Below are 23,856 nucleotides of genomic sequence, written 5' to 3'. Positions count from 1 at the left end.
CCATGAGCACGACCACCCCCACCGCCGACCTCTCCGCCGTCGGTGTCAGCATCTGGCTCGACGACCTGTCGCGCGAGCGCATCGCCTCGGGCGGCCTCGAGAAGCTGATCGCCGACCGCGACGTCGTCGGCGTCACCACCAACCCGACCATCTTCGCCGGCGCCCTCGCCAACGGCGCGGCCTACGCCGAGCAGGTCTCGACCCTCGCCGCGGCCGGCGCCGACGTCGACACGGCCGTCTTCGAGATCACGACCGACGACGTGCGCGACGCGTCCGACGTGTTCCGTCCGGTCTACGACGCGAGCAACGGGTACGACGGACGCGTGTCGATCGAGGTCGCACCCGACCTCGCGCACGACACCGACGGCACGATCGAGCAGGCCAAGGCGCTGTGGGCCAAGGTCGACCGCCCGAACGCGATGATCAAGATCCCCGCGACCGTCGAGGGCCTCGCCGCGATCACGGCCGCCATCGGGGCCGGCATCAGCGTCAACGTCACCCTGATCTTCAGCCTCGAGCGCTACCGGGCGGTCATCGACGCGTACCTCACCGGACTCGAGCAGGCGAAGGCCGCCGGCATCGACCTCGGCACCATCCACTCGGTCGCGTCGTTCTTCGTCTCCCGCGTCGACACCGAGATCGACAAGCGCCTGACGGCGATCGGCACCGACGAGGCGCTCGGCCTGAAGAGCAAGGCCGGCATCGCCAACGCCCAGCTCGCCTACGAGCTCTTCGAGCAGGAGTTCGGCGGCGCCCGCGCCACCGCGCTCCTCGAGGCCGGCGCCAACCGCCAGCGGCCGCTGTGGGCCTCGACCGGCGTGAAGGACCCGGCCCTGCCCGACACGCTCTACGTGACCGAGCTCGTCGCGAAGGGCGTCGTCAACACGATGCCCGAGAAGACGCTCGAGGCGACCTTCGACCACGGCGTAATCGACGGCGACACCGTCACCGGCGCCTACGCCGACGCGGCGGCCGTCCTCGAGGCGCTCGCGGCCGTCGGCGTCGACTACGACGACGTCACGGCGCTCCTCGAACGCGAGGGCGTCGAGAAGTTCATCGTGTCCTGGAACGAACTGCTCGACACCGTCCGCGCCGCACTGGAGTCCGCGCGATGAGCTTCCGCATCGCCGTCAGCGGTGCCGCGGCCGACGCCGTCCGCTCCACGGTTCCCGCGCTCGTGGCCGACCTCGTCGCGAGCGGCATCACCGCGCAGGACGGGGCCCTGTGGGGCCCTGCCGCCGAAGAGGAGGCGACGAAGCGACTCGGCTGGACCGAGGCCGTCGCCGTCTCCCGCACGCTCGTGCCCGAGATCGAGCAGCTCCGTGCGGAACTCGAGGCCGCCGGCGTGACGCACATCGCCCTCGCCGGCATGGGCGGCTCCTCGCTGGCCCCCGAGGTCATCACGCGCACGGCGGGCGTCGAGCTCACCGTGCTCGACTCGACGGAGCCGGGCCAGGTGCGTGCCGCCCTCGCCGACCGCCTGGCGGAGACCGCGCTCGTCGTCTCCTCGAAGTCCGGATCGACAGTCGAGACCGACAGCCAGCGCCGGGTATACGAGCAGGCCTTCCGCGACGCCGGCATCGACCCCGTCTCGCGCATCGTCATCGTGACGGACCCCGGCTCCCCACTCGACGAGTCGGCGCGCGCGGCCGGATACCGCGTCTTCAACGCGGATCCCGATGTGGGGGGCCGGTACTCCGCGCTCACCGCGTTCGGCCTCGTGCCGTCCGGTCTCGCGGGCGTGGACATCGCCGAGATCCTCGACGAGGCCGAGAGCATCGAGCTCCCGCTCGCCGTGGACACCGAGGAGAACCCGGGCCTCGTGCTCGGAGCCGCCATCGCCGCGACGTCGCCTCGACGCGACAAGCTCGCCATCGTCGCCGACGGCACGCACATCGTCGGCTTCGCCGACTGGGCCGAGCAGCTCATCGCCGAGTCCACGGGCAAGGAGGGCACCGGCATCCTCCCCGTCGTCCTCGAGACGAGCGCACCCGAGCTGAACGCCGGCCTCGCCGACGTGCAGGTGGTGCGCGTCGTCGACGACGCCGGAACGGAGCTCTTCGCCGCCGATGGGACCGACGAGATCCGGGTCTCGGGCACGCTCGGCGCGCAGCTCCTCGTCTGGGAGTACGCGACGGCCGTCGCCGGTCGGATCCTCGGCATCAACCCGTTCGACCAGCCCGACGTGGAATCGGCGAAGATCGCGGCTCGAGGCCTCCTCGACGCACGCCCCGAGCCCACGCCGGCCGCCTTCGTCGAAGCCGGCATCGAGGTCCGCGGAACGCCGGAGGTCATCGGCGCGTCGAGCGACCTGGCCTCCGCCATCGAGGTGCTCCTCGAGGAGCTTCCGGCCGACGGCTACCTCTCGGTGCAGGCGTATGTCGACCGCGTGGCCCACCCCGAGCTCGAACAGCTCCGGGCCCGCCTCGCGGCGAAGTCCGGCCGGCCCGTCACGTTCGGCTGGGGACCCCGGTTCCTGCACTCGACCGGACAGTTCCACAAGGGCGGTCCCGCGGTCGGCGTCTTCCTGCAGATCACGCAGGCCGTCGCGGAGGACCTCTCGATCCCCGATCGCCCGTTCACGTTCGGCGAGCTCATCGCGGCCCAGGCCTCCGGCGACTCGAGCGTGCTGGCCGAGCACGGCCGGCCCGTGCTCACGCTCACGCTGACGGACCCCGCGACCGACCTCGCGGCGCTGTTCGACGCCATCGGCTGATCCAGGAAGGGTCCACATGCCTCCGGCACACATCTCCGCAACGGAGAACCCGCTGCGGTCCCCCAAGGACTACCGGCTCAATCGCATCGCAGGTCCCTCCAGCCTCATCATCTTCGGGGTGACTGGCGACCTGTCCCGCAAGAAGCTGATGCCTGCGGTGTACGACCTCGCCAACCGCGGACTGCTTCCGCCCGGATTCGCGCTGGTCGGCTTCGCGCGACGCGACTGGGAGGACGAGGACTTCGAGCGCGTCGTCCACGACTCGGTGCGGCAGTACGCCCGCACCGAGTTCCGGGAGGACGTCTGGAAGCAGCTCGCGCGCGGCATCCGCTTCGTGCAGGGCGACTTCGACGACGACGACGCGTTCGACCGCCTGCGCAAGGTCGTCGAGTCCCTCGACACCGAGCGCGGGACGATGGGCAACCACGCGTTCTACCTCTCGATCCCGCCGAAGTCGTTCCCGCTCGTCACCGAGCAGCTGAAGCGCTCCGGCCTGACCGAGCAGCACGATACCCAGTGGCGACGGGTCGTCATCGAGAAGCCGTTCGGCTCCGACCTGAAGACCGCCCGCGAGCTGAACGACGTCGTGGCCTCGGTGTTCCCGCCCGACGCGGTCTTCCGCATCGACCACTACCTCGGCAAGGAGACGGTTCAGAACATCCTGGCGCTGCGGTTCGCGAACCAGCTCTACGAACCCATCTGGAACGCGAACTTCGTCGACCACGTGCAGATCACCATGGCCGAGGACATCGGCGTCGGCGGTCGGGCCGGGTACTACGACGGCATCGGCGCGGCGCGGGACGTGATCCAGAACCACCTCCTCCAGTTGCTCGCGCTCACCGCGATGGAGGAGCCGATCTCGTTCGACGCCGCCGACCTGCGTGCCGAGAAGGAGAAGATCCTCGCGGCCGTGCGCCTGCCCGGGAACCTCGCCGAGGGCACCGCCCGCGGGCAGTACGCCGGGGGCTGGCAGGGCGGTGAGGAGGTCGTCGGGTTCCTCGACGAGGACGGCATGAACCCCGAGTCGCTCACCGAGACGTACGCGGCCATGAAGCTGACGATCGGCACCCGCCGGTGGGCGGGAGTCCCGTTCTACCTGCGAGCTGGCAAACGCCTCGGCCGGCGCGTCACCGAGATCGCCGTGGTGTTCAAGCGTGCGCCGCAGCAGCTCTTCGCCGACAGCCAGACCTCCCAGCTGGGCGAGAACGCGCTCGTCATCCGGGTCCAGCCCGACGAGGGCGTCACGATCCGGTTCGGATCCAAGGTTCCAGGTGCCGGCATGCAGGTGCGCGACGTCACGATGGACTTCGGCTACGGCCACGCGTTCACCGAGGCCAGCCCCGAGGCCTACGAGCGCCTGATCCTCGACGTGCTGCTCGGCGAGCCGCCGCTGTTCCCCCGCCAGGAGGAGGTCGAACTCTCCTGGAAGATCCTCGACCCGATCGAGGAGTTCTGGTCCACGCAGGGCCAGCCCGAGCAGTACCGACCCGGAACGTGGGGCCCGGCATCCGCCGACGCCCTGCTCGCCCGCGACGGACGAACCTGGAGGCGCCCGTGATCGTCGACCTGCCCGACACGACCACCAGCAAGGTGTCGAAGTCACTCGTGAAGATCCGCGAGGAGAACGGCGTCGTCGCGCTCGGTCGCGTCCTGACGCTCGTCATCGCGACGACCCCCGGCATCGAGGAGGAGGCGATCGAGGCCGCGAACGACGCGTCGCGGGAGCACCCGATGCGCGTCATCGTCGTGGCGACCGATCCCGACGAGCCGGATGACACGGCGCCGCGACTCGACGCGGAGATCCGCGTCGGCGGAGATGCCGGGGCCAGCGAGGTCATCGTGTTGCGCGCGCACGGCCCGGTCGCACGCGACGAGGAGAGCCTGGTCATGGCGCTCCTCCTGCCCGATGCCCCGGTGGTCACCTGGTGGCCGGGTTCGGCCCCCGATGTTCCCGGCACGTCGGCCCTCGGCCGCATCGCGCAGCGCCGCATCACGGATGCCTCGGCGCAGCCCGATCCCCAGGGCGCGCTCAAGGCGCTCGCCACGAGCTACACGCCCGGCGATGCGGACTTCGCGTGGACCCGGCTGACCCTGTGGCGCGCGCAGCTCGCCGCAGTGCTCGACCAGCCGCCGTACGAGCCGATCACGAGGGTCAGCGTCACCGGCGCGGTGGACTCCCCCTCGACGACCCTGCTCGCCGCGTGGCTGCGCCTGCAGCTCGACACGCCGACCGAGTACGAGCTCACGAGCGTCGAGGAGGGCTCGCACGGCATCCACGGCGTCCGGCTCGAGCGTGCGAGCGGCGACGTCGAACTGATTCGCGACGTCCCGGGCATCGCGACGCTCCGCCAGCCCGGTCAGCCGCAGCACGACGTGGCCCTTCCCCGCCGGAACCTCCGCGACTGCCTCGCAGACGAGTTGCGACGACTCGACCCCGATGAGCTGTACGGTGAGGTGATCGGGAGCGGCCTGGCGCTGCTCGGCGCGAGCGAGGCTGAAGGAGTCCACACATGACCAACGAACGACGCGTGCTCGTGCATCCCGACAAGGGGGCACTCGCGAGTTCGGTGGCCGCGAGGTTCATCACCAAGATGCTCGACATCCTCGACGACCAGCCGGTGGCGCACGTCGTGCTCACCGGCGGTTCGATGGCCGGCGCCGTCCTGGCCTCGGTCGCGGCCTCGCCTGCGCGCACCAGCATCGACTGGGCGCGGGTGCACTTCTGGTGGGGCGACGAGCGATGGCTGCCGGCCGGCGACGCCGAGCGCAACGACCGCGTGGCCGATGACGCGCTGCTCGACGACCTCGACCTGCCGGCCGCCAACGTGCACCGGTTCGCGACCTCCGACGCCGGCCTGTCCCTGGACGAGGCGGCGGTCGCCTATGCGGAGGAACTCGCGGCCCACGGCGATGGTGCGGAGGCTCCCGCGTTCGACATCACGTTCCTGGGGGTCGGACCCGACGGGCACATCGCCTCGCTGTTCCCGCATCGCTCCGGTATCCAGGTCACCGATCGATCGGTGATCGCCGTCCGCAACTCTCCCAAGCCGCCGCCCGAGCGCCTGAGCCTGACCCGCCCGGTCATCAATGCGTCCCAGCGCATCTGGCTCGTCCTGGCCGGCGCCGACAAGGCGTCCGCCCTGGGGCTGGCGCTGGCCGGGGCCAGTCGCGACGAGGTTCCGGTGGCCGGCATCAAGGGTCGTCGTCGCACGGTGTTCTTCGTCGACTCGGATGCCGCGGCAGAGGTTCCCGAGGAGCTCATCGCCCGCGACTACTGAATCGCCGGCGAGTACGACGAAGGGGGCGAGCCGAACGGCTCGCCCCCTTCGTCGTCCTGCGTCCTCCGGAGCCGGAGGACGCGAGAGGTCAGTTCTTCGGCGCCTGCCCGCGACGTGCGCGCAACTGGGTGAGGGCCTCATCGAGGAGTGCCGCGGCTTCCTCGTCGGAGCGGCGCTCCTTCACGTATGCGAGATGCGTCTTGTACGGTTCGAGCTTGTTGACCGACGGCGGATTCTCCTTGTCGCGGCCTGCGGGCAGGCCGGTGGAGGGGCTGTCGATCGTGTCGGGAATCTCCTCCTCGGGGAGATTCGCGGCGAAGTACCGCACGGTCTCGTTGCCCTGGGCGTCCCAGTAGCTCACCGCGACGCGGTCGGCGTGGAAGCCTCGGTCCTGTTCGCCCATGGGGCCCGCGCCGACGCGCGAACCACGGATGGCGCTGTTTCCTGATGCCATGACGCCTCCGTCAGAGTCCGCTGTCGAACTTGGTGATGAGACCGAGCACCACGATGCAGGTCACCCACACGAGTCCGAGGATCACGGTGATGCGGTTGAGGTTGCGCTCGGCCACCCCTGACGCGCCGAGGCTGGACGTGACGCCGCCGCCGAACATGTCGGAGAGACCGCCGCCGCGACCCTTGTGCAGCAGGATGAGCAGCGTCAGCAGGAGGCTCGTGATACCGAGCAGCACCTGCAGGACGACCTGGAGAATCTCCACGGTGAACCTTTCCGGGCACGACAGAGGGGGTCGGTGCCGACAATCGAGTATAGCGGGACGAACGCGGCGAAGCCGGAAGCACACGCTTCCGGCTCCGCCGAGTCGTTCAGGCCCCGACGTGCTTCTTGAACCGGACGATGCTGGAGAACTCGTCGATGTCCAGGCTCGCGCCACCGACCAGGGCTCCGTCGACGTTCGGCTCGCGCAGGAAGGACGCGATGTTCGCGGCCTTCACCGAACCGCCGTAGAGCACGCGCGTCGCCTCGGCGACCTCGTCGCCGAACTGCTCGCGGAGCACGACGCGAAGCGCCTCGCAGACCTGCTCGGCCTGCTGCGGCGTGGCCGCCTGGCCGGACCCGATAGCCCAGACGGGCTCGTAGGCGACGACGAGGCCCTTCGACCCGTCGACGCCCTCGAGCGCCGCCTTCAGCTGCGCGACGGGGACCGCACTCGGCCCGTGGGCCTCGAGGTCCTCCGCCGTCTCGCCGACGCAGAGCACCGGCACGATGCCGTGACGGTGCGCGGCGAGGACCTTCGCGTTGATGTCCGCGTCGGTCTCGCCATGCAGCGTCCGCCGCTCGGAGTGGCCGACGATGACGTACGCGCAGTCGAGCTTGGCCAGGAAGGCACCGGAGATCTCACCGGTGTACGCGCCGGAATCGTGAGCCGAGACGTCCTGCGCACCATAGGCGACGGGGAGCGAATCGGCCGATACGAGCGTCTGCACCGAGCGGATGTCGGTGAAGGGCGGGAACACGGCGACCTCGGCGTCTGCCGGATCGTGCTTGGCATCGGCCAGCGACCATGCGAGCTTCTGCACGAATGCGATCGCCTGCAGGTGGTCGAGGTTCATCTTCCAGTTACCCGCGATGAACGGGGTACGCTTCACTGCCAACCGAGGACCTCCAGTCCGGGGAGTTTCTTGCCCTCGAGGAATTCGAGGCTTGCGCCGCCACCGGTCGAGATGTGCCCGAACCGGTCGTCGTCGAATCCGAGCTGGCGCACGGCTGCGGCGGAGTCGCCGCCGCCGACGACACTGAGACCGTCGACCTCGGTGAGCGCCTGTGCGACCGCCCGCGTGCCCGCCGCGAACGGCTCGAGCTCGAACACGCCCATCGGTCCGTTCCAGAAGACCGTCTTCGACGAACGGATGTGCTCCGCGAAGGCGGCCGCGGTGTCGGGGCCGATGTCCAGGCCGAGGCCGGAGGCCCCGAACGGAGTCTCCTCGATCGCGTCGGCCGCCGTGACCACGTGCTCGCCCTCGGCCGAGAACGAGGCCGCGACGACGACGTCGGTCGGGAGGACGATCGTGACCCCGCGCTCGGCCGCCTCGGCGAGGTAGCCCTTCACGGTCTCGATCTGGTCGGCCTCGAGCAGGCTCGATCCCACCTTGTGGCCCTGGGCCGCGAGGAAGGTGAAGAGCATGCCTCCGCCGATCAGCAGGGTGTCCACGCGCGGGAGGAGATGCGCGATGACGCCGAGCTTGTCGGAGACCTTCGAGCCCCCGAGCACGACCGCATACGGTCGCTCGGGCTTCTCGGTCAGTCGGTCGAGCACGTCGAGCTCGGACGCGATGAGCAGGCCCGCGGCGCTCGGTCGGAGCTCCTCGAGCTCGAACACGCTGGCCTGCTTGCGGTGCACGACGCCGAAGCCGTCGGAGACGACCTTGTCGGCGAAGGCGGCGAGCTCACCGGCGAACGCGGTGCGCTCGGCCTCGTTCTTGGAGGTCTCCCCCGGGTTGAACCGGAGGTTCTCGAGGACGAGGATCTCGCCGTCGCCGAGTGCGTCGACCTTGGCCGTCGCGTCCGGCCCGACGGTGTCGGTCGCGAAGGCGACCGGCACGTCGACGAGTTCGCCGAGGCGGGCCGCGACCGGCGCGAGGCTGTACTTGGCGTCGGGTGCGCCGTCGGGGCGGCCGAGGTGCGAGACCACGACCACCTTGGCGCCCTGATCGGTCAGCGCGGTGAGTGTCGGCAGCGACGCCCGAACACGACCGTCGTCCGTGATGACCCCGCCCTTGAGAGGAACGTTGAGGTCACAACGGACGACGATGCGTGTTCCGGCGAGCGAACCGAGGCTTTCGATCGTTCGCAGGGTCACGGTGACTCGATTCAGAGACGTTCGGCGACGTACTCGGTCAGGTCGACGAGGCGGTTGGAGTAACCCCACTCGTTGTCGTACCAGCTCGAGAGCTTCACCTGGTTGCCGATGACGCGCACGAGGCCCGCGTCGAAGATCGACGAGTGCGGGTCGGTGACGATGTCGCTGGAGACGATGTCGTCCTCGGTGTACTTGAGGATGCCCTTCATGGGGCCCTCGGCGGCCGCCTTGTACGCAGCCTTGATCTCGTCGACCGTGACCGGGTTCTTCGTGGTCACGGTGAGGTCGGTGATCGAGCCGGTGGGCACCGGAACGCGCAGCGCGAAGCCGTCGAGCTTGCCGATGAGCTCGGGCAGCACGAGGCCGATCGCCTTGGCGGCACCGGTCGAGGTCGGCACGATGTTGATGGCGGCGGCGCGCGCACGGCGAAGGTCCTTGTGGGGGCCGTCCTGCAGGTTTTGGTCGGCCGTGTAGGCGTGGACCGTCGTCATGAGGCCGTGCTCGATGCCGAAGGTGTCGTTGAACACCTTCGCGAGGGGCGCGAGGCAGTTCGTCGTGCACGACGCGTTGGAGATGATGTGGTGCGACGCGGGGTCGTACTCGTGCTCGTTGACGCCCATGACGAAGGTGGCGTCCTCGTCGGTCGCGGGTGCCGAGATGAGGACCTTCTTCGCGCCGGCCTCGATGTGCTTGCGGGCGTCCGCTGCCTTGGTGAAGAAGCCGGTGGACTCGATGACGATGTCGACGCCCAGCTCGCCCCACGGGAGGTTCGCGGGGTCGCGCTCCGCGAACGCCTTGATCGCGGTGCCGTTGACGATGATGTTGTCGTCGTCGTAGTCGACGGTAGCGTCGAGCCGGCCCGTGATGGAGTCGTACTTGAGCAGGTGCGCGAGCGTCTTGTTGTCGGTGAGGTCGTTGACCGCGACGATCTCGAGGTCCGCTCCCTGAGCGAGTGCGGCGCGGAAGTAGTTGCGGCCGATACGACCGAAGCCGTTGATGCCGATCTTTACAGACACGGATGTCTCCTGAATTGACGGTGCGCGACGAGCGCGGTTTTTGGGAATGATCGGACGACGGTGTCCCCGGGCGGGGCCCGAGGACACCGCCAACGATTACGACAGTAGCAGCAGCCCTGAGGTCTTCTCGTTTGCTGCGGCGAAGCGCTTCTGCACGTTGTCCCAGTTCGCGATGCTCCAGAACGCCTTCACGTAATCGGCGCGCACGTTGCGGTAATCGAGGTAGTACGCGTGCTCCCAGACGTCGAGCATGAGCAGCGGCACGATGCCGGCGGGGAGGTTGCCCTGCTGGTCGAAGAACTGCACGATGATCAGGCGCTGGCCGAGGGAATCCCAGGCGAGGACGGCCCAGCCGGAACCCTGCACGCCGAGTGCGGTGGCCGTGAAGTGCGCCTGGAACTTGTCGAAGGAACCGAACTCGTCGTCGATCGCCGATGCGAGGTCGCCGGTGGGCTTGTCGCCGCCGTCGGGCGAGAGGTTCGTCCAGAAGATCGAGTGGTTCACGTGACCGCCGAGGTTGAACGCGAGGTCCTTCTCGAGCTTGTTCACGTTGGCGAGGTTGCCCGTCTCGCGCGCCTCGGCGAGCTGCGCGAGCGCGGTGTTCGCGCCCGTCACGTACGCCTGGTGGTGCTTCGAGTGGTGCAGCTCCATGATCGTGCCGCTGATCGCCGGCTCGAGTGCCGCGTAGTCGTAGGCGAGATCGGGGAGGGTGTAGTCAGCCATTGCTTCTCCTTGTCAGATGCCGGGCGTTCCGGGCCTCTGCCCGGTGTTCCGCGGCTGCGCATTCGAGTCTATGCCCGGCGCCGGTCGACCCGGTCGGGGGTTGACGCCCGATGACGCCTGCCGAAGGGCATCGCGACGAGACGGATGCCGGGGCATCCGTCTCGCTGATCCGCTCGTGGCCCTCGAACGACTCAGACGTCGTCGAGGTCCGCGGGAAGGCTGGCCTCGGTGCCCGGCACCCCGAGCGCGGCCGCGCGGGTGTCGGCCATGGCGAGGAGGCGGCGGATGCGGCCTGCGACGGCGTCCTTCGTCATGGGCGGGTCGGCGTGGTGGCCGAGCTCGTCGAGGCTGGCGTCCCTGTGGGCCAGGCGGAGTTCCCCGGCGTACTTGAGGTGGTCGGGGATGTCGTCGCCGAGCAGCTCCATCGCACGCTGGACGCGAGCGCAGGCGGCCACGGCGGCCTGCGCCGATCGGCGCAGGTTCGCATCGTCGAAGTTCACGAGACGGTTGGCCGTCGCGCGCACCTCGCGGCGCTGTCGGAGCTCCTCCCAGTTGCGGACGGTCGTGCTCGCGCCCATGAGCGAGAGCATCGCGCTGATGGCCTCGCCGTCGCGGATCACCACCCGGTGGACTCCCCTGACCTCGCGGGCCTTCGCGGAGATGCCGAGCCGTCCGGCCGCCCCGACGAGCGCCATCGCGGTCTCGTTGCCGGGGCAGGTGATCTCGAGGGCGGCCGATCGGCCGGGATCGGTCAGGCTGCCATGCGCGAGGAACGCGCCGCGCCAGACCGCCGCGACCTCGTCGCGCGAACCGGTGGTCAGCTTGTTCGGGAGGCCGCGCACGGGTCGGCGGCGGGCGTCCAGCAGGCCGGTCTGGCGGGCGAGCGTCTCCCCGCCGTCGAGCACGCGCAGCAGGAATTGGTTCGTGCGCCGGATTCCGGACGGCGCGATGACCGAGACATCCGGTCGGACGCCGTAGAGCTCGCCGAGGTCGCGGGTGACGCGCTTGGCCGTGGTCGGGGAATCGAGCTCAGCCTCGATCGCGATGCGACCCGAGATGATGTGCAGGCCGCCGGCGAAGCGCAGCACCGATGCGAGCTCGGCCGCCCGGACGCTGGTCTTGGACACCTCGACACGCGCGAGTTCTTCTTTCACATCCGCGGTCAATGCCACCTCGTGATCCTTCCTGTGGGTGGGTGGGGCGCTCGCCCCGAGTTCTGCTGTTCACGCGCGCCGCCGCTCATTCGCGGCCGAGGTCGCGGTGCCGCACGCTGACGGCGATGTCCGGCACCTCGGCCAGCCGCTGCGCGAGTTCACGGATGACGGCGACGGAGCGATGCTTTCCTCCCGTGCATCCGACCGCGATCGTGGCGTGGCCCTTGTTCTCGCGCTGGTAGCCGGCGAGGACCGGCGTCAATGCCGTGACGTACGCGTCGATGAACTCGCGCGCGCCCTCCTGCGCGAGCACGTAGTCGGAGACCGTCGCGTCCTCGCCGGTGAGGCTGCGCAACTCCGAGACCCAGAACGGATTCGGCAGGAAGCGCGCGTCGGCGACGAGGTCGGCATCGGTCGGCAACCCGTACTTGAAGCCGAAGCTGAGCAGCGTGACCTGCACCCCGGCCCGGCCGGCCTCGGCGAAGGTGTCGGTGATGACGTTCGCGAGCTGGTGGATGTTCAGCTCGGAGGTGTCGATGACGAGGTCCGCGGCTTCGCGCAGCTCGGCCAGACGGGCACGCTCCGCGCCGATGCCGTCGAGGAGCGTGCCCGTGCCCTGCAGGGGGTGGGGGCGACGCACGGCCTCGAACCTTCGGACGAGCACCGCATCGGTCGCATCGAGGAACACCACCCGGACGTTCACGCCGGTTCGAAGGGCCTGGATGATCTCGCGCAGCTCCGGGAAGAAGTCCCGGCCTCGGATGTCGACGACGGCGGCGATGCGCGGCAGCGAGGCGCCTGCCCGCTCCACGAGTTCGACGAGCGGACGCAGCATCTGCGGCGGGAGGTTGTCGACGACGTACCAGCCGAGATCCTCGAGTGCGTTGCCGACGGTGGAGCGCCCGGCTCCGGACATGCCGGTGACGATCAGCATCTCCTGGTGCTCGAAATCGGTCGCCATCGTTTCGGTTCCCCTTCCGCGCACGTCGAGATCCCAGCCTACCCGGGTTGTGATCCGGCTCCGGAGCGAAGGTGGCCGTGCACCACGGAGGCGAGCGTCGCACCGAACCCGTCCACGCTCGAGATCTCGTCGACGGATGCCTCGCGCAGGCGCTTGACCGACCCGAAGTGGCGCAGCAGGATTTTGATGCGCGTCGGGCCGAGTCCCGGCACCTCGGCGAGGATCGAGGAGATGTCGCGCTTGCGGCGTTGGCGCTGATGCGTGATCGCGAATCGGTGAGCCTCGTCACGGACCCGCTGGAAGAGGAACAGGGCGTCGCTGTTCCTCGGCAGGATCACCGGGTAGTCGGCATCGGGCGTCCAGATCTCCTCGAGTCGTTTCGCGATGCCGCAGAGGTAGATGCCCTCGACACCGGACTCCTCGAGCGCGCGGGCGGCCGCTTCGACCTGCGGTTGACCACCGTCGACGACCAGCAGGTTGGGTCGGTACGAGAACTTCGATCTCCGGTTCGCGCCGGCGTCGACGGCCTCCGAGTCCGTTGACGCCGTCGCATCCGGTGCCGTGGCGTCATCCCCCGTTCCCCCGCCGGAGAGGTAGGCGAGCCGGCGGGTGAGCACCTGGTGGATCGAGTCGGTGTCGTCGGTGGACTCGGCGATCGTGAACCGCCGGTACTCGTCCTTCCGGGGCAGCCCGTCCTCGAAGACGACCATCGATGCGACGATGTTGGTGCCGCTGAGGTGCGACACGTCGAAGCACTCGATGCGCAACGGGGCGTCGGCCATGCCGAGCGCCTCCTGGATGTCCTCCAGTGCGCGAGATCTCGTCGTGAAGTCGGCGCTCCGCCGAGTCTTGTAGAGCATGAGCGACTGCCTGGCGTTCTGCGTCGCGGTCGCCAGCAGTGCCGCCTTGTCGCCGCGCTGCGCCGCCTTGAGACGCACCTTCCGTGCTGCCCGATCGGTCAGCCACGCCTGCAGCGCGACGGCGTCGTCGGGAAGCTCGGCCACGATCACCTCGCGGCCTGGACGCAGGTCGCCTCCGTAGGCGTTCTGGACGACCGAGTCGACGAGCTCGCCGAGCGGGACGTCGAGCTCCTTGTCGACGGTCCACGAGTGGACGCCGCGGACCCGCCCACCGCGGACGATGAACATCTGGACGGCCGCGGCCAGCTCGTCGTGCTCGATGCCGAACACGTCGACGTCGACGTCGTCGCGCAGCACGACGGCGCTCTTCTCGAAGAACTGCGTCGCGGCCTGCAACTGGTCGCGACGGCGGGCGGCGGTCTCGAACTCCAGGCGGGCGGATGCCTCGAGCATCTGGTTCGACAGCTCATCGACGATGCGGCGATCCTGGTTCGTCATGAACGAGACGAACCGCTCGACGTTCGCACGGTGCTCCTCGATCGTCACCGAGCCGGAGCAGGGACCGAAGCAGCGCCCGATCTGGCCGGCGAAACACGGCCGCCCCGAGGCCATCGCGCGCCGGTAGTCGGAGTCCTTGCAGGTGCGGATCGGGAAGAGCTTCAACATGAGGTCGAGGGTCTCGTTCACCGCCCACACCTTGGGATACGGCCCGAAGTACCGCGCCCCCGGGATGCCGCTCCGCCGCGTGACGATCGCCCGGGGGGCTTCGTCCGCCAAGGTCACGGCGAGGTACGGATACGACTTGTCGTCGCGGTACTTGACGTTGAACGGCGGATCGAACTCCTTGATCCAGGTGTACTCGAGCTGAAGGGCCTCGACGTCGTTGCCGACCACGGTCCACTCGACCGAGGAGGCCGTCGTGACCATCCGACGGGTCCGCTCATGGAGGGTGCGAAGAGGCGCGAAGTAGTTCGACAGGCGGGCGCGGAGGTTCTTGGCCTTGCCCACGTACAGCACGCGACGATCGGCGTCGCGGAATCGGTAGACGCCCGGATCGGTCGGGATCTCCCCCGCCTTCGGACGGTACGGCAGCGCGTCGCTCATCGAGTCAGCTGGCGACGTCGACCCGCGTCGTGGCGGCATCGAAGATCTCGCGGAGGAACGTGCCGGTGTGGCTCTCCCTGACCGCCGCGATGTCCTCGGGAGTGCCGGTGGCGACGATCTGGCCACCGCCGGAGCCGCCCTCCGGTCCGAGGTCGATGACCCAGTCGGCCGACTTGATGACGTCGAGGCTGTGTTCGATGACGATCACGGTGTTGCCCTTGTCGACGAGCTTGCCGAGCACCTTCAGCAACTTGCGGACGTCTTCGAAGTGCAGCCCAGTCGTCGGTTCGTCGAGCACGTACACGCTCCGCCCGTTCGAGCGGCGCTGGAGTTCGGTCGCGAGCTTCACGCGCTGCGCCTCGCCGCCGGACAGCGTGGTCGCGCTCTGGCCGAGCTGCACGTAGCCGAGGCCGACGTCGACGAGCGTCTTCAGGTAGCGGTGGATCGCCGAGATCGGCTCGAAGAACTCGGCCGCCTCGCTGATCGGCATCTCGAGCACCTCGGCGATGTTCTTGCCCTTGTAGTGGACCTGGAGCGTCTCGCGGTTGTACCGCTGTCCGCCGCAGACCTCGCACGCCACGTACACGTCGGGCAGGAAGTTCATCTCGATCTTGATCGTGCCGTCACCCGAGCAGGCCTCGCATCGGCCGCCCTTGACGTTGAAGCTGAACCGGCCGGGAAGGTACCCTCGGGCCTTCGCCTCGGTCGTCTCGGAGAAGAGCGTCCGGATGCGATCGAAGACGCCGGTGTAGGTCGCGGGATTCGAGCGCGGCGTGCGCCCGATGGGAGCCTGGTCGACGTGCACGACCTTGTCGAGCTGGTCGAGGCCCGTGACGCGCCGGTGCTTGCCCGGGAGCTTGCGCGCACCGTTGAGCCGGTTCGCGAGCACGCGGTAGAGGATGTCGTTCACGAGGGAGGACTTGCCCGACCCGCTGACGCCGGTCACGGCCGTGAACACGCCGAGCGGGAAGTCCACATCGACGCCGCGGAGGTTGTTGGCCGCCGCGCCGTGCACCGAGATGACGCGTTCACGATCGATCTGGCGCCGCGATTCGGGGATCGAGATCTCCTTGCGGCCGGAGAGGTAGTCACCGGTGAGGGACCGCGTGTTCGCGAGCAGGTCCTCGTAACTGCCGGAGTGGACCACCGTGCCGCCGTTCACGCCGGCGCCCGGACCGATGTCGACGATCCAGTCGGCGGTGCGGATGGTGTCCTCGTCGTGCTCCACGACGATCAGGGTGTTGCCGAGGTCGCGGAGTGCCACGAGGGTGTCGATGAGGCGGCGGTTGTCGCGCTGGTGGAGTCCGATGCTGGGCTCGTCGAGCACGTACAGCACGCCGGTGAGGCCCGAACCGATCTGGGTCGCGAGCCGGATGCGCTGCGCCTCGCCGCCCGAGAGGGTGGCCGCCGCGCGCGCCAGGTCGAGGTAGCTGAGCCCCACGCGGATCAGGAAGTCCAGGCGCAGCTTGATCTCCCGAAGGACCTGGGCGGCGATCGCCTGCTCGCGATCGGTGAGCTCCAGCCGGTCCATGAACGCCCGGGCATCGGTCAGGCTGAGGAGTCCGACATCGGCGATGCTCGCATCGTGGATCAGCACGGAGAGCACCTCGGGCTTGAGCCGCTTGCCGCCGCACACCGAGCAGGGCACCTCGCGGAGGTACTCGGACCACCGCACGCGCTGCGCGTCGGTCTCGGCCTGGAGGTACTGCCGCTCGATGTAGGGGACGACGCCCTCGAAACCGGAGGTGTAGCTCATCTCACGGCCGTAGCGGTTGCGCCACTTGACCTTGACCTCGAAGTTATCGCCGCGCAGCACGGCCCCGCGGGCTTCGGGATCGAGGTCCTGCCATGGGGTGTCCAGCGAGAAGCCGAGGTCGCGCGCGAGCCCCTGGAGGAGCTTCTCGTAGTAGTTGTAGAGGCTCTTGCCCTGCGAGGTCCAGGGGATGATGACGCCCTCGGCGATGCTGAGGGCGGGGTCGCCGAGCAGGAGGTCTTCATCGACGGCCATTCGGGTGCCGAGGCCCGAGCACTCGGGGCAGGCGCCGAACGGCGCGTTGAAGGAGAACGTGCGGGGCTCGATCTCGGTGAGCTGGATGGGGTGCTGGTTCGGGCACGAGAGCTTCTCGGAGAAGGTGTCCCACGCCTCGGGACCGCTCGCGTCGACGTAGTTGATCTGCACGAGGCCGTCGGTGAGACGCAACGCCGTCTCGAGTGAGTCGGTGAGACGTCCGAGCCCGTCGGGGCTGGCGACGAGTCGGTCGACGACGACCGAGATGTCGTGCTTGACCTGCTTCTTGAGCTTGGGCGGCTCGTCGAGGCGGATCAGCTCGCCGTCGACGACGGCGCGGGAGTAGCCGCCGGCCGCGAGCTCGGTGAAGAGGTCGACGAACTCGCCCTTCTTCTGCGAGACGACGGGGCTCAGCACCTGGAACCGCGTGCCCTGCTCGAGCTTCATCAACTGATCGGCGATCTGCTGCACCGTCTGCCGCTGGATGCGCTCACCGCAGACCGGACAGTGCGGCACGCCGATGCGAGCCCACAGGAGCCGCATGTAGTCGTAGATCTCGGTGATCGTGCCGACGGTGGAACGGGGGTTCCGGTTCGTCGACTTCTGGTCGATCGAGACGGCGGGGCTCAGTCCCTCGATGAAGTCGACGTCGGGACGGTCGACCTGTCCGAGGAACTGTCGGGCGTAGGCCGAGAGCGATTCGACGTAGCGCCGCTGCCCCTCTGCGAAGATCGTGTCGAACGCGAGCGAGGACTTGCCCGAGCCTGAAAGGCCCGTGAACACGACCATGGCGTCGCGCGGGATCTCGACGTCGACGTCTTGGAGGTTGTGCACGCGGGCTCCGCGGACACTCAGGCGCGAATGGGCATCGAGACGTGAAACTGGCACCCTACGAGTCTAAAGACGACCACCGACACGAATGCCGTGAGGGCACGTGCTCTCAGCGAACATATGTTCGATGAACCGGTGGGGCGTCAGCCCAGGTGCCCCGCCTTCTCCATCTGCCGAAGTTCGCGCTTGAGTTCGGAGACCTCGTCGCGAAGCCGGGCGGCGAGCTCGAACTTGAGCTCGCCGGCTGCGACGAGCATCTGGTCGTTCAGGTCGCGGATCAGTTCCTCGAGGTCGTTGGCGCCCTCGGCGGCGATGCCCTCGCGACGCAGGTTCGGCACGGGAGACTTCTTGCGCGCATCGCGCCCTGCGAGCAGGGCCGCCGTGTCCGCCTCCTCTCGCGCGAGGACGTCGGTGATGTCCGCGATGCGCTTGCGCAGGGGCGTCGGGTCGATGCCGTTGACGCGGTTGTACTCGAGCTGGCGTTCGCGACGTCGCTCGGTCTCGTCGATGGCGGACTTCATCGAATCGGTGAGGACGTCGGCGTACATGTGGACCTCGCCGGAGACGTTGCGCGCCGCGCGCCCGATCGTCTGGATGAGCGAGGTCGACGAGCGGAGGAAGCCCTCCTTGTCTGCGTCGAGGATGGCGACGAGGGAGACCTCGGGAAGGTCGAGGCCCTCTCGTAGCAGGTTGATGCCGACGAGGACGTCGTACACGCCGGCCCTGAGCTCGGTGAGCAGCTCGACGCGTCGCAGGGTGTCGACGTCGGAGTGGAGGTACCGCACCCGCACGCCGGCCTCGGTCAGGTAGTCGGTCAGCTCTTCGGCCATGCGCTTGGTGAGCGTGGTGACGAGCACGCGCTCGTCGCGCTCGGCGCGCAGGCGGATCTCCTCGAGCAGGTCGTCGATCTGTCCCTTCGACGGCTTCACGACGATCTGCGGGTCGACGAGTCCGGTCGGGCGGATGATCTGCTCGACCACGCCGTCGGCGATGCCCATCTCGTAGCGACCGGGAGTCGCCGACAGGTAGACCTTCTGGCCGACCCTGTTGGTGAACTCGTCCCACTTGAGCGGCCGGTTGTCGAGGGCGCTCGGCAGGCGGAAGCCGTGCTCGACGAGCGTGCGCTTCCGTGAGGAGTCGCCCTCGTACATCGCGCCGATCTGCGGCACGGTCACGTGCGACTCGTCGATGACGACGAGGAAGTCGTCGGCGAAGTAGTCGAGCAGGCAGTGCGGGGCCTCCCCCGGCGCCCGCCCGTCGATATGCCTCGAGTAGTTCTCGATGCCCGAGCAGAACCCGATCTGCTCCATCATCTCGAGGTCGAATGTCGTGCGCATGCGGAGGCGTTGCGCCTCGAGCAGCTTGCCCTCCCGCTCGAGCTCGGCCAGCCGCTCCTCGAGCTCGATGCGGATGGTGCCGATGGCCCGCTGCATCACGTCGGTGCTCGCGACATAGTGCGAGCCCGGGAACACGGGCACGGCGTCGAGCTTCGCGACGACCTGACCGGTGAGCGGATGCAGGCTGTACAGCGCCTCGACCTCGTCGCCGAACATCTCGATGCGGATGGCGAGCTCCTCGTAGACCGGGATGATCTCGATCGTGTCGCCCCGCACCCGGAACGTGCCGCGTGAGAACTCGACGTCGTTGCGCTGGTACTGCATGGACACGAACTTGCGGATGAGCCAGTCGCGGTCGACCCGCTGCCCCACTTGCAACGGCATCATGGCCTTGAGGTACTCCTCGGGCGTGCCAAGGCCGTAGATGCAGGAGACAGTGGAGACGACCACGACGTCGCGGCGGCTCAGCAGCGAGTTCGTGGTGGAGTGGCGCAGCCGTTCGACCTCGGCGTTGACCGAGGAGTCCTTCTCGATGAAGGTGTCGGTCTGCGGGACGTACGCTTCGGGCTGGTAGTAGTCGTAGTACGAGACGAAGTACTCGATCGCGTTGTTCGGCATCAGGTCGCGGAACTCCGTCGCGAGCTGGGCCGCGAGGGTCTTGTTGTGAGCCAGCACGAGCGTCGGCCGCTGCACCTGCTCGATGAGCCAGGCGGTCGTGGCGGACTTGCCGGTGCCGGTCGCACCGAGGAGGACGACGTCGGTCTCTCCGGCGTTGATTCGGCCGGCGAGCTCGGCGATGGCCGCGGGCTGATCGCCGCTCGGCACGTACTCGCTGACGACCTCGAATGGGCGAACGGATCGGGTGGCCTGCATGCTTCCAGTCTAGGTTCGACCACCGACACGAGGCCCTCATCGCCGGAGAACCGTCTCGCCGGAGACCGACGGGAAGCGGATCAGTCGGAGCCGTCGTGCCGGCGTGCGGCGGCCTCCTGCGCGATGCGGACCCAGAGCGCGTCCGCCTGGCTCATGGTGTGCCCGAGGGTGCCGTCCGTGTCGATGACCACGTCCGCGACGGCGAGGCGCTGGGTGTTCTCGACCTGGGCGTCGACCCGCGCGGCGGCCTGGACCGGATCGAGCCCGCGCTCCTCGACGAGACGCCTGACCTGCGTGCGCCGGGGCGCGCTCGTCACGACGATGAGATCGAACGGGTGATCGACGGATGCCTCGACGAGCAACGGGACGTCGTAGACGACGATCGCGTGGGGGTCGGCGCGCTCGGCCTTCGCGAACTGCTCGGCGGCCAACCGGCGCACCGCGGGGTGCACGATCGAGTTGAGCCGTTCACGGGCCGCCTCGTCGCTGAAGATGATCTCGCCGAGCTTCGCCCGATCGAGGGTGCCATCGCCATGCAGCACGCCTGGGCCGAACTCGGCGACGATCTGCTCGAGGGCGGCGCTGCCCGGCTCGACCGCACGACGCGCCAGATGGTCGGCGTCGATGTGGACGGCGCCGTGCTCGTAGAGCCGCCGGGCGACGGTGGACTTTCCGGACGCGATGCCGCCGGTGAGGCCGATCAGATACACGACCCCACTCTAGCCATGACGGCGAGGGCGTGTGCGTCCACGCATCCGGCGGCCTTGAACGCACAGGCGAAGGTCGGACGTGCGGAACGGGGATACGCCGGAAGGCCGGCCCCCGAGGGGGACCGGCCTTCCGTGTGCGGATCGAATCCGGACTAGTTGCTCGACAGCTTCTCGCGAAGCGCGGCGAGCGACGCGTCGTCTGCGAGCGTGCCGGCACCGGCCGTGTCGCTCGAGTACGATGCGGCGGCAGCGCCGAACGAGTCGTCGGCGGCAGCCGCGACGCTCGCCTGAGCGACCTGCTTCTTGTGGGCTTCCCAACGCTCCTGGGCGGCAGCGTAGTCCTGCTCCCACTTCTCGCGCTGGGCCTCGAAGCCCTCGCGCCATTCGTTGGTCTCGGGGTCGAAGCCCTCAGGGTACTTGTAGTTGCCCTGCTCGTCGTACTCGGTGAGCATGCCGTAGAGCGCCGGGTCGAACTCGGTGCCCTCGGGGTCCACGCCCTCGTTCGCCTGCTTCAGCGAGAGGGAGATGCGGCGACGCTCGAGGTCGATGTCGATGACCTTGACGAAGACCTCTTCGCCGACCGACACGACCTGCTCTGCGAGCTCGACGTGCTTGCCCGACAGCTCCGAGATGTGCACGAGGCCCTCGATGCCGTCGGCGACGCGAACGAACGCGCCGAACGGGACGAGCTTCGTGACCTTGCCCGGTGCGACCTGGCCGATCGCGTGCGTACGCGCGAACACCTGCCACGGGTCTTCCTGCGTCGCCTTGAGCGACAGGGAGACGCGCTCGCGGTCGAGCTCGACGGAGAGCACCTCGACGGTGACCTCCTGGCCGACCTCGACGACCTCGCTGGCGTGCTCGATGTGCTTCCAGGAGAGCTCGGAGACGTGGACGAGACCATCGACGCCACCGAGGTCGACGAACGCACCGAAGTTGACGATCGACGAGATGACGCCCTTGCGGATCTGGCCCGGGTGCAGGTTGGCGAGGAAGGTCGAACGCGACTCGGACTGCGTCTGCTCGAGCAGCGCGCGGCGCGAGAGAACCACGTTGTTGCGGTTCTTGTCGAGCTCGAGGATCTTCGCCTCGATCTCCTGGCCGAGGTACGGCGTGAGGTCGCGCACGCGGCGGAGCTCGATGAGCGACGCCGGGAGGAAGCCGCGGAGGCCGATGTCGACGATCAGGCCGCCCTTGACGACCTCGATGACCGTACCGGTCACGACGCCATCGGCTTCCTTGATCTTCTCCACGTCGCCCCACGCGCGCTCGTACTGCGCACGCTTCTTCGACAGGATGAGGCGGCCTTCCTTGTCCTCCTTCTGGAGAACGAGCGCCTCGACGGTGTCGCCGACGCCGACGACCTCGCTGGGGTCGACATCGTGCTTGATGGAAAGCTCACGCGAGGGGATGACACCCTCGGTCTTGTAGCCGACGTCGAGGAGCACCTCGTCGCGGTCGATCTTCACGACGGTGCCCTCGATGAGGTCGCCGTCGTTGAAGAACTTCAAAGTCTTCTCGACCGCGGCGAGGAAATCGTCAGCAGATCCGATGTCGTTGATAGCGACCTGCTTGGGTGCCTTGGTCGTTGCGGTTGTCATGTAGTGAATGCTCCGTAAAGGACAGAATCGAGCCCATCGCGAGGGAGAGCGATATGTGTTGTTTCCGCGATGGGCATGCGGACAGGATCGTCACAGAAGTGACATTCAATCCTAGCCGACCGTGGCCCGCGAGGGCAACCCGGGCGAGTCATCCGCACGTGCCGACGGGAACACCTCAGGAGAGCAGCGCGGAGCGGAGCGTATCCAGCCCCACGCCGCCGAGGTCGAGCGCACGCCGGTGGAAGGCCTTGATGTCGAACGAGTCGCCCTCGCGCCGCTCGGCGTCGTCTCGCAATTGCTCCCAGATCCGCTGGCCGACCTTGTACGAGGGCGCCTGGCCCGGCCAGCCGAGGTACCGATTCACCTCGAAGTCGACGAAGCCCTGGTTCATGTTGACGTTCTCCCCCAGGAACTGGAAGGCGTACTCCCCCGTCCATGCGCCCTGGCCGTCCGGCCGCGGCTTGCCGAGATGCACGCCGATGTCCAGAACGACCCGAGCGGCGCGCATGCGCTGGCCGTCGAGCATCCCGAGGCGATCGGCGAGGTCGTCGAGGTAGCCGAGGTCCTGCATGAGGCGTTCCGCGTAGAGCGCCCACCCCTCCGCATGCCCGGAGGTGCCGGCGAGCTGGCGACGCCAGGTGTTGAGGGTCCCGCGGTTCACGACGGCCTGGCCGATCTGCAGGTGATGGCCGGGCACGCCCTCGTGGTAGACGGTCGTGAGTTCGCGCCACGTGTCGAACTCGGTGACGCCTTCCGGCACGGACCACCACATCCGGCCGGGACGGCTGAAGTCGTCGGTCGGGCCCGTGTAGTAGATGCCGCCCGACTGGGTCGGCGCGATCATGCACTCGAGCGTGCGGATCTCGTCGGGGATCTCGAACTGCGTGGCGCCGAGTTCCGCGACGGCACGGTCGCTCACCTCCTGCATCCACCGCTGCAGGGCGTCGGTCCCGTGCAGCTTCCGGGTGTCGTCGCCGTCGAGGAACGCGATCGCCTCGTGAACGGATGCCCCGGGGAGGATCTCATCGGCGATCGCCTCCTGCTCGGCGACCATGCGGGCCAGCTCCTCGATGCCCCACTCGTACGTCTCGTCGAGGTCGACGACTGCCCCCAGGAAGTGCCGGGAGCGGAGCGCATAGATCTCACGACCGACGGCGTCGGCCTCACCTGCCGCTGGAAGGAGTTCGGCCTCGAGGAACTCGGCGAGCCGGCCGTACGCCTCGCCCGCGCCGGCCGCGCGCCGCACCAGATCGCCTCGAAGCGTGGAGGGCACGGAGTCGGGCGCGCCGCCGACGAAGTCGCCGAAGAAGCCGTCGGCACGTTCGAGCTTGCGAGCCTGCTTCGCGACCTCGCGCACCTGGCGCTTGGCCGGAACGGATCCCCGTTCGCGACCCAGGCGAAGCGTTCGGATGTATCCGTCGAGGGCTCCCGGAAGCGCCTCGAGGCGCGTGGCGATGGTCGCCCAGTCGTCCGTGCTGTCGGCCGACATGAGGTCGAACACCTCGCGGATCTCCTGGGCGGGACTCGCGATCACGTTCAGGTCGCGCAGTGGGAGGCCCAGGGCGTGCGCCTCGAGTTCGAGCGCGAGCTCGCCGCGCAGGTCGGCCACCGTCACGGCGTCGACCTCGTCGACCGGCGCGGCTGCGTCCAGCTGGGAGATGACCCGCCGCGCGGCCTCTGCCTGCCCGTCGAGCCCCTCCGGCGAGTAGTCGCCGAACCTGCCATCGGCGTCGGCCCTGCCGATGTAGGTGCCCAGCACCGGCTGGAGCTCGACGAGGGAGTCCACCCACTCCTCGGCGATACGGTCGACGTCGGTCGGGATGCGTTCACTCGAGGCCATGCGTCGAGCCTAGGCCAGCCGAGGACGG

General features: G+C 68.8%; 19 protein-coding genes. 5 read left to right on the top strand and 14 right to left on the bottom strand.

Features of this window, described 5'->3' with window-relative positions:
- Positions 1-2 precede the first annotated feature (2 nt).
- From tal to pgl, 5 genes are read left to right on the top strand one after another with little or no spacing between them, the layout of a single operon-like run.
- Positions 3-1,115, top strand: coding sequence for a transaldolase (gene tal, locus GQQ95_RS10945; protein WP_157427700.1), 1,113 nt, complete (start codon positions 3-5; stop codon positions 1,113-1,115).
- Positions 1,112-2,716 (top strand): glucose-6-phosphate isomerase, encoded by a 1,605-nt coding sequence (locus GQQ95_RS10940; protein WP_157427699.1) that lies wholly within the window; start codon positions 1,112-1,114, stop codon positions 2,714-2,716. The genes tal and GQQ95_RS10940 overlap by 4 nt, the downstream gene beginning before the upstream one ends.
- Positions 2,717-2,732: 16 nt before the next feature.
- Entirely contained in the window at positions 2,733-4,274 is a 1,542-nt protein-coding gene (gene zwf / locus GQQ95_RS10935) for a glucose-6-phosphate dehydrogenase (RefSeq protein ID WP_157427698.1), read from the top strand.
- Entirely contained in the window at positions 4,271-5,230 is a 960-nt protein-coding gene (locus tag GQQ95_RS10930; protein ID WP_157427697.1) for a glucose-6-phosphate dehydrogenase assembly protein OpcA, read from the top strand. The genes zwf and GQQ95_RS10930 overlap by 4 nt, the downstream gene beginning before the upstream one ends.
- Positions 5,227-5,994 (top strand): 6-phosphogluconolactonase, encoded by a 768-nt coding sequence (gene pgl / locus GQQ95_RS10925; protein ID WP_157427696.1) that lies wholly within the window; start codon positions 5,227-5,229, stop codon positions 5,992-5,994. The genes GQQ95_RS10930 and pgl overlap by 4 nt, the downstream gene beginning before the upstream one ends.
- An 88-nt stretch (positions 5,995-6,082) precedes the next feature.
- Here pgl and GQQ95_RS10920 read toward each other — a convergent pair whose 3' ends face one another.
- The 14 genes from GQQ95_RS10920 to GQQ95_RS10855 all read right to left on the bottom strand — a co-directional run bounded on the left by GQQ95_RS10920 (position 6,083) and on the right by GQQ95_RS10855 (position 23,828).
- Positions 6,083-6,448 (bottom strand): RNA polymerase-binding protein RbpA, encoded by a 366-nt coding sequence (locus GQQ95_RS10920; protein ID WP_157427695.1) that lies wholly within the window; start codon positions 6,446-6,448, stop codon positions 6,083-6,085.
- A 10-nt stretch (positions 6,449-6,458) separates the two neighbouring features.
- Positions 6,459-6,710 carry a preprotein translocase subunit SecG gene (gene secG / locus GQQ95_RS10915; protein WP_156997822.1) on the bottom strand — a complete coding sequence of 84 codons (252 nt, stop codon included), beginning with the start codon at positions 6,708-6,710 and terminating at the stop codon, positions 6,459-6,461.
- 106 nt (positions 6,711-6,816) lie between these two features.
- Positions 6,817-7,599, bottom strand: a complete 783-nt coding sequence (gene tpiA / locus GQQ95_RS10910; RefSeq protein WP_157427749.1) for a triose-phosphate isomerase — start codon at positions 7,597-7,599, stop codon at positions 6,817-6,819.
- Positions 7,596-8,810 (bottom strand): phosphoglycerate kinase, encoded by a 1,215-nt coding sequence (locus GQQ95_RS10905; RefSeq protein ID WP_157427694.1) that lies wholly within the window; start codon positions 8,808-8,810, stop codon positions 7,596-7,598. Before GQQ95_RS10905 ends, tpiA begins: the two co-directional genes overlap by 4 nt.
- 11 nt (positions 8,811-8,821) lie before the next feature.
- Positions 8,822-9,826, bottom strand: a complete 1,005-nt coding sequence (gap, locus tag GQQ95_RS10900) for a type I glyceraldehyde-3-phosphate dehydrogenase (RefSeq protein WP_157427693.1) — start codon at positions 9,824-9,826, stop codon at positions 8,822-8,824.
- A gap of 96 nt (positions 9,827-9,922) precedes the next feature.
- Positions 9,923-10,549: a superoxide dismutase gene (locus GQQ95_RS10895; protein WP_157427692.1), complete on the bottom strand. Its 627-nt coding sequence runs from the start codon at positions 10,547-10,549 to the stop codon at positions 9,923-9,925.
- 191 nt (positions 10,550-10,740) lie between these two features.
- The gene (whiA, locus tag GQQ95_RS10890) at positions 10,741-11,721 is read right to left on the bottom strand and encodes a DNA-binding protein WhiA (protein WP_157427691.1); all 981 of its coding nucleotides are present in this window, start codon (positions 11,719-11,721) and stop codon (positions 10,741-10,743) included.
- Between the two features lie 67 nt (positions 11,722-11,788).
- Positions 11,789-12,664, bottom strand: a complete 876-nt coding sequence (gene rapZ / locus GQQ95_RS10885) for an RNase adapter RapZ (protein WP_157427690.1) — start codon at positions 12,662-12,664, stop codon at positions 11,789-11,791.
- Between the two features lie 38 nt (positions 12,665-12,702).
- Positions 12,703-14,628, bottom strand: coding sequence for an excinuclease ABC subunit UvrC (gene uvrC, locus GQQ95_RS10880; protein WP_157427689.1), 1,926 nt, complete (start codon positions 14,626-14,628; stop codon positions 12,703-12,705).
- Between the two features lie 4 nt (positions 14,629-14,632).
- On the bottom strand, positions 14,633-17,524 hold the full coding sequence (gene uvrA / locus GQQ95_RS10875; RefSeq protein WP_157427688.1) for an excinuclease ABC subunit UvrA: 2,892 nt from the start codon (positions 17,522-17,524) through the stop codon (positions 14,633-14,635).
- An 86-nt stretch (positions 17,525-17,610) separates the two neighbouring features.
- Positions 17,611-19,677 (bottom strand): excinuclease ABC subunit UvrB, encoded by a 2,067-nt coding sequence (gene uvrB, locus GQQ95_RS10870; protein WP_157427687.1) that lies wholly within the window; start codon positions 19,675-19,677, stop codon positions 17,611-17,613.
- 80 nt (positions 19,678-19,757) lie between these two features.
- Entirely contained in the window at positions 19,758-20,387 is a 630-nt protein-coding gene (coaE, locus tag GQQ95_RS10865; RefSeq protein ID WP_157427686.1) for a dephospho-CoA kinase, read from the bottom strand.
- 152 nt (positions 20,388-20,539) lie between these two features.
- A complete protein-coding gene (gene rpsA, locus GQQ95_RS10860) occupies positions 20,540-21,988 on the bottom strand; it encodes a 30S ribosomal protein S1 (RefSeq protein ID WP_157427685.1) in 1,449 nt (482 codons plus the stop codon).
- 175 nt (positions 21,989-22,163) lie between these two features.
- On the bottom strand, positions 22,164-23,828 hold the full coding sequence (locus GQQ95_RS10855) for a DUF885 domain-containing protein (RefSeq protein WP_157427684.1): 1,665 nt from the start codon (positions 23,826-23,828) through the stop codon (positions 22,164-22,166).
- Between the last annotated feature and the right edge of the window lie 28 nt (positions 23,829-23,856).

Source organism: Agromyces salentinus (assembly GCF_009749395.1).
GTDB classification, from domain to species: Bacteria; Actinomycetota; Actinomycetes; order Actinomycetales; family Microbacteriaceae; genus Agromyces; species Agromyces salentinus.
Note: the sequence above shows the minus strand (reverse complement) of the source record. Positions and strands in the feature narration are given on the sequence as shown.